Source organism: Pseudoalteromonas sp. PAST1 (assembly GCF_021532515.1).
In the GTDB taxonomy this organism is placed as follows: domain Bacteria; phylum Pseudomonadota; class Gammaproteobacteria; order Enterobacterales; family Alteromonadaceae; genus Pseudoalteromonas; species Pseudoalteromonas simplex.
This window is the reverse complement of the sequence record NZ_JAKGBH010000093.1, coordinates 1-7,161: the sequence shown is the minus strand read 5'-3', so window position 1 is coordinate 7,161 and position 7,161 is coordinate 1. Positions and strand designations below refer to the sequence as shown.

General features: G+C 40.0%; 4 protein-coding genes and 1 pseudogene. 4 read left to right on the top strand and 1 reads right to left on the bottom strand.

Going from position 1 to position 7,161, the window contains the following annotated elements:
* The first annotated feature begins 367 nt into the window (after positions 1–367).
* The gene (locus tag L1272_RS22360; RefSeq protein WP_054553670.1) at positions 368–673 is read left to right on the top strand and encodes an H-NS histone family protein; all 306 of its coding nucleotides are present in this window, start codon (positions 368–370) and stop codon (positions 671–673) included.
* 69 nt (positions 674–742) lie between these two features.
* Positions 743–2,488: a DEAD/DEAH box helicase gene (locus L1272_RS22355; RefSeq protein ID WP_138602103.1), complete on the top strand. Its 1,746-nt coding sequence runs from the start codon at positions 743–745 to the stop codon at positions 2,486–2,488.
* A gap of 25 nt (positions 2,489–2,513) precedes the next feature.
* Here the strand turns inward: L1272_RS22355 and L1272_RS22350 are convergent, their stop codons facing one another.
* A complete protein-coding gene (locus tag L1272_RS22350) occupies positions 2,514–2,846 on the bottom strand; it encodes a ribonuclease E inhibitor RraB (protein WP_054553668.1) in 333 nt (110 codons plus the stop codon).
* Between the two features lie 171 nt (positions 2,847–3,017).
* Between L1272_RS22350 and L1272_RS22345 the strand changes: the two genes are divergently transcribed.
* On the top strand, positions 3,018–4,745 hold the full coding sequence (locus L1272_RS22345; protein ID WP_138602105.1) for an autotransporter assembly complex protein TamA: 1,728 nt from the start codon (positions 3,018–3,020) through the stop codon (positions 4,743–4,745).
* Positions 4,745–7,161, top strand: a pseudogene (locus tag L1272_RS22340) (translocation/assembly module TamB domain-containing protein); the annotation flags it as partial. The gene L1272_RS22345 and the pseudogene L1272_RS22340, both read left to right, overlap by 1 nt.

Below are 7,161 nucleotides of genomic sequence, written 5' to 3'. Positions count from 1 at the left end.
GCTTTCAATCAACTTACTAACCACTGCCTTTTTATGTTCTTCTGGATAATGTCTCACTCATACCTAACTTCCGCCTCCTGTTTAATGCTATGAAAAACTGAGGCGACAACTATCCTGACACAGGGGGATATCCACCTATCTCAAAACTAATTGTAGATACGGAAAAGACGTTTATTGATAATCATGATACTGCCATTGTTATTGATTTAATTACTGAGTTAAAAGACGTCATTGTTCAGATCAGAGCATGGGTATAATAAAAAGTTAGGATAAAGAATTAGAGTCGAATAGATTATTTTATGAATAGGGCATATACTAACTCATGTTTATACATTTTACTTAACTTTAATATTAAAGAGAGCTCTCAATGAAAGAAATCCGATCTTTTGTAAAATCTGCGTCATTATCTGAATTAGAAAAAGCAAAACAGCTAATCGACACAGCTATCGAGAAATATACTCAACAGCAAGAAGCTAAAAAAGAGGTACTCGATTTACTAAAAGAAAAAGGACTTACATTAGAAGATCTACAGGATGTAGTAACAACAGACAAACGCACTAAGGTAAAACCGAAGTACCGCATCGAATTTAATGGCGAAATTGTAGAATGGACAGGCCGTGGTAAACGACCTAAAGCATTCCAAGGTGTCGATTTAACAAAACACCTTGCTTAATTTTTTGCTTTAAAGAATACCAGGGGAAGCGTATGCTTCCCTTTTTTATGTCGATTATAGTCCGATAACATGAAGTACGTACTCAGACCCTACCAACAAGAGGCCGTAGAGCGCACGGTTGCTCACTTTCGACAAACAGATGACGCAGCACTAATTGTGTTACCAACAGGGGCTGGAAAAAGCCTGGTTATTGCTGAACTTGCGCGTATTGCCAAACAAAAAATTATGGTGCTTGCGCATGTTAAAGAATTGGTAGAACAAAACGCCGAGAAGTATATTAGCTTTGGCTTTAAGGCAAGTATTTTTTCTGCGGGGTTAAAACAAAAGTCATTAACGGAGCAAGTGACCTTTGCGAGCGTGCAATCATTGGCACGTAATACCGATAAGCTTACAGATGCTTACTCTTTGTTGATCATTGATGAATGTCATCGTGTCAGTGGTGATGAACAAAGTCAGTACGGGCAGGTGATAACGAGTCTAAAAAAACAAAACCCCAATCTTAAAGTACTTGGTTTAACTGCAACACCATTTCGTATGGGAATGGGCTGGGTTTATCATCATCACTATCATGGTTTTGTTAGAGGTGATAAAGACGCACCATTTAAAAAGTGTATTTTTGAGTTACCGCTGCGCTATATGATCAAAAACGGCTATTTAACGCCGCCTCATGAAGTCGATGCAGCTATTAGCCATTATGACTTTTCATCACTGCCGAGTGATTCATTTGGTCGTTACGGCATTGAGAATATGAATGCGTTATTAAAAGACAGCACCCGCGCGACAAAAGCCATTATCAAGCAAGTAATAGAGTACAGTGAACAGCGTCATGGTGTGATGATCTTCGCTGCAACCGTGATGCATGCCAAAGAAATTACTGGCTACTTACCTGAGGGTAGTACGGCACTTATCACCGGTGATACTGATAATAACGAGCGTGATCGAATTATTAATCAATTTAAAGCCAAAAAAATAAAGTATTTGGTTAATGTATCCGTACTCACGACGGGCTTTGATGCCCCTCACGTTGATTATATTGCGATTTTACGGCCCACCGAATCTGTCAGTTTATATCAACAAATAGTGGGTCGAGGCCTTCGTTTAAGCGAAGGAAAAAAAGACTGCTTAGTTATTGATTATGCTGGTAATGGCTTTGATTTGTTCTACCCAGAGGTAGGGAGTAAAAAAGCGCAAAGTGATAATGAGCCAGTTCAAGTGCTATGCCCTGGCTGTGGATTTGCGAATATTTTTTGGGGTAAAACTGATGGCGAAGGCAAAGTGATTGAGCATTTTGGTAGGCGCTGCCAAGGCTTGCTGGACGATGGTGAAGAGCAAATACAGTGTGATTATCGTTTTCGTTTTAAAGAATGTGAGCAGTGTGGTGAGCAAAATGACATTGCAGCAAGGCAGTGTCAGTCTTGTGGTGCCATTATGGCAGACCCTGATGATAAACTGCGGGAAGCGCTTAATTTAAAAGATGCTTTGGTATTAAGGTGTAGTGGTTTGTCGGCACAGTTGCTCGCAAAAGGTTTACTTAAAATTAGCTACTATGATGAAGATGGAGCTAGTTGTGATGAGGTTTTTAACTTAGCAAATGACACCGGGCGATTTATTTTTAATAAGCAGTTTGGAAAACGAGCAGCACCCGGTTTTACCCCAATAGATTGGCAAAGCGCGGAGCAGGTTGTTAATTTACAACAACAACTACTTGCACCCGATTTTGTGATTGCGCGTAAAAATAAAAAATACGGTTGGAAAGTGGCAGAAAAGCTTTTTGATTATCAGGGCAGTTTTCGTAAGGCGAATCAACTAAGTTGATCCCCTTACGAGATGTAGGAGTGGCTTATTCTTCTTCGGCCATTAAACCCCAGCCATCGCCATATCCATTATGGCCATTAGCGATGCTTTCTAAGTATTGTTCTGTTTGGCTAAGTAAGGTGTGTTCTGGCACCATCTTCACACGGGTAATTACTTCCCACACCCCTGTATCTGGGCACTTGGTTAGTTCTGTTGAAGGGGCAAGCTCATCACTTGTTATCGCTTTAGCAAATTTCTCTGCTTCAGGCTTTTGTTCAAAAAGAATATAGAAATCGATAGTTTGCATACTGGTTAAATCAACACCAGCGTCAGCAATTTCAGCTAATAATTGACCGTTTTCGTCATCAGGGAAGTGCATTTAGTCGCTCGTTCATTATAAATCTAGGTATTGTCCGCTATTGTAGCGAAAATAATTGTTTAACGCGTACTAATTTTAACATTTCAATTATGTCAGTGGCTATGGCACTGTGCTAGTATCTTTTTGTACTCATTTTAGATTATGACTCTTCCAAAAAAGTAAGGATATTTTTTGTATACTCGGCATTTCTTTTTTGTCTTTGTTTTTTTCTGCTTTTCATACAGCCAGCACGCGATTAGTGCCTCAACTGTTATTAAAGATTACAAAATTCAGGGGATCAGTGGTGAGCTCGAAAAAAACGTTGAGCTTTACATTAAGCAACTAATTGATGAAAAAACCTCAAAGGCATTAAAGCGTCATGCTAAAAGCCAAGTAGAAATGAGTTTAAAAGCGCTTGGTTATTATAAGCCGACTATCAAAATTAGTTTTGATAACGCACAACAGCTATTAATTGTCGATGTTGAGCGTGGTCCTGTTACTCGAATCGCAGATATCAATGTAACCATTACAGGTGCCGGTAAAGATGACGCCGAATTTATGTCTGCCGTCAACAGCATCAAAATCAAACAAGGTGACTTTTTAAATCACGGCAAATATGAGGCCGCGAGAAAGCGCATCGAAAGCCAACTATTAGACTTAGGTTATTTTGATGCAAAATGGCATGAGCATAAATTGGCGGTATCGCTAAAAAATAATAGCGCAAAGATTATTTTTAATGTCGATACTGGGCCTCGTTATCAGTTTGGTGATATCACTATTGGTACTGAGACCCCGGCTGAAAAATACATTCGCTCGCTGGCTGAATTTAAACAAGGTCAGCCATATAAAGCGACTGACATTTCTGATTACAACTTAGCACTGTCGAGCACCCCTTATTTTGCCAGTGTCCGTGTGTATGCAGACATTGCAAAACGTAAAAACAATCAAGTGCCTGTTAATGTTGATGTATTACATAAACCAGCCAATAGCTATGAAGTGGGTGGCGGTTTTAATACAGATTTTGGCCCAAAAGTTCGCTTTAAATGGACTAAGCCATGGATAACGGAAGACGGTCATTATCTTGAAAGCAACTTAAATGTGTCAGAGAGGCAGCAAGATATTTCGCTAGGTTATACCGTCCCAGTAGACGACCCTAATGATGATCTTTGGCGTTTTTCGTTAGGCTATAAACTCGAAGATGGTGTAACAAATGACCTTTACAGTAAAATTTTAACTGGCCAATTACAGCGCCAGTGGCTAACCGAAGATGATTGGGTGCGAACCGCATTTATCCGCCGTGATTATGAAACCTACCGAATTGGAGAAGAAGAACAAAGTGCAAAAATGTTGATGCCGGGTATCAGCTACGCGAAAAAAGACACTGAGGGCGGAACGACTCCTTACGAGGGGTACCAATGGCTGCTGTCAGCTGAATTTGGGTTAGAGGACATGATGTCTTCAACTAATATCCTACGTTTACAACTGCAAAACGCATGGTTGAATACCTTCGCCGATCGTCATTTACTGTACTTAAGAGCTAATTTAGGTGCCATGCTGGTTGAAGATATTAATGACGTACCGTTATCGCTTCGTTTCTATGCGGGGGGGGATCAAAGTGTCCGTGGTTTTGCTTATGAATCTATTTCACCTGAAGATGAACAAGGTCGTTTAATTGGTGGTAAATACTTAATAAGCGGTACAATTGAGTATAACTATCAATTTGCCGAGCATTGGCGAGCAGCTTTATTTGTCGATAGTGGTACCGCAACAAATGATTTTAGCGACCGCTTCGAAGTCGGTGCTGGCTTTGGTTTTCGGTATTTAACACCGGTTGGTCCTGTACGTATCGACCATGCTTGGGGTTTAACAAAAGAAAGTAAAAGTACCCGATTAAGTATTACCATAGGACCTGAAATCTAATGAAGATGTTAAAAAAGATAACCAAGGTTCTATTAATTACGCTGGCAAGTTTGCTAGTTATTGTGTTTTGTTTGTTATTCACCGCGCCTGGTAATCACTTTATTGCATTCACGGCGAATAAGTTAGTTGATGGCTTATCAATCAGGTTGCCATCTGGTCGTTTTTTATATAACGATGCGTTTAGTGTTCACTTTGAAAATCAAAGCATCAAGTTTGATGCAAAGCAGCTAAAAATTGATTTATTTTGGTGGCGTTGTGATGGGGTTTGTCTTGATAATTTAAGCGCCCAATCGATTGATTTAAATATTAAAAATCAGGCTGCATCAACTGAGCAGAGCACTGAAACAGAACCTAATGTTGAGCAAGTCACACAAATTAGTTTACCTATGAAGGTCGTTGTTAAGCGTGTTGCAATTAATCGCTTTAATCTAGCGCACCCAAGTGCCGATGTAACAGTCAACAAACTAAACTTAAGTGCTCGCGGCGAAGCAACGGATTTAACAGTGGATACACTGACTATTGCTGATGTTGCTGTAATGCTGCACGAAACAAAAGAGCAGCCTAAATCAGCCCCATTAACTGAGTTGCCAGCATTGCCCGCAATTGATATTAGGGTCCCGATTGATGTTGAGCTAAAGCAATTTCAAATAAGTAAAGTTGCCATTACCCCTTATGGCGCAGAACAGGCTCAGCTTATTGAAAATATTGAATTGGTTGCCTCAGCCAAAGAGAGCGATATTAATCTTAAAAAGCTTGCTGCAAGCTATCAGCAATGGCAATTGCATACTAATTTAACGGCTGAGCTTTCTGGTGAAAACACTATTGAGGGGGCCGTGTCTGTAAAAAGCACTGAACATCAAGCTAATCTGTCGCTTTCAGGCCCGCTTGCGGATTTAAAGTTAAGTTTAGTAACGCAAGGAACATACCCTGCACAGTTAAAAGGGGCTGTGAATCTAAAACAAACAAATTACCCATTTGATTTAACAGGCCAGATAGCAAAGTGGCAAATTGCCACAGACACACAGCAGCTGCAATTATCGGAATTTGATTTAAAAGCCAAAGGCCATGCCGATGCTTATGCTGTCGATTTGAGTTTAGTCACGCAACTAGACGCATTACCTGCGATGACTGTGAAATCAAAATTACAGGGTAGTTTAACAAATGCAAAACTTGAGCAATTAAGCCTCAATGCTAATGACAGTAAAGCAGATATTAACGCATCTGTTGATTGGTCGAATGGGGTAAAAAGCGAATTTAAAGGGGCTTTAAGCCACTTAAAAGCCCAATATTTAACGGATGCTCTTAGTAGTGATTTATCTGGTGAATTCAATGGTTCATTTAACTTACAGGCAGGTGAGTGGCAGCTTGCGTTAGATAACACGCAATTAAATGGCTCTGTGAATCAAATTCCAGTGACTTTGTTGTCGGATTTTGAGCTTGATAGTAGCTTGCATGCAAGTTTTAAAAAACTTGAAATAAAAAGCGGTAAAAATGAAATTGCGTTATCGGGACAGGTGGATAAAGTATGGCGTGTCGACGGTAAATTGCGTTTAGATGCAAGTGATCAAGATGTTTTGCCTATGCAAGGCAAGGGCTTTGCTGATCTGAGTTTGCGTGGAGAGCGTCTTGAGCCTACTGTTGATTTAAGTTTAGTCCTGAATACCTTGAGTTATCAAGATATTCAGGTTGACGGTTTAACATTAAAAGGGCAATTTGATTACGCCGCAAACTGGCAAACGGATGTATCACTGGTGCTTGATTCCGCATCGATCGCAGAGCACAAAATTAATCAAATTGAGTTAGATGCCAGTGGCGATAAAACAGATCACCATTTAACTTTTTTACTCGATGCAGATCAAGGCAAGGCATCATTCGATGTTGACGGTAAATTTAATAAAGAAACTTGGCAAGGTGCATTAAGTCAAATTCTTGTTACTGATAATCAGGTGCGTTTTGGCACTAATAAGCCAGTTAATATTCAAGTGAATACCAAAACCTTTGACTTTAATGTAGGCGCGCATTGCTGGCAAAGCGATAACTCAAAACTATGCTTTGAGACCTTGCAGCAAACTAAACAATTAGGTCAGTTAAATGCACAGCTTGCTGCGTTATCTATTGCTGAATTTAAACACTTCTTACCCGATAACTTGAAAGTAACTGGCGATGCAAACGGGGAGTTTGTTGCTAATTGGAATAATGGCGCATTAAAAACCATCCGTGCCAATATCAAAACTCAGCAGCTAGAAGCATCTTTAATTGATGGGGCAAATGTTTATAAATTACCAGTCGAGGTTTTAGAGGTCTCGGCAATGAGTGACGCGCAAGTTGGTAAACTTAATGCTACCCTTGACTCCTCTGTGTTAGGTAAAGTGACGTCCGAGCTCAACATTGATGATATTCAAAATCAGCAGAACTT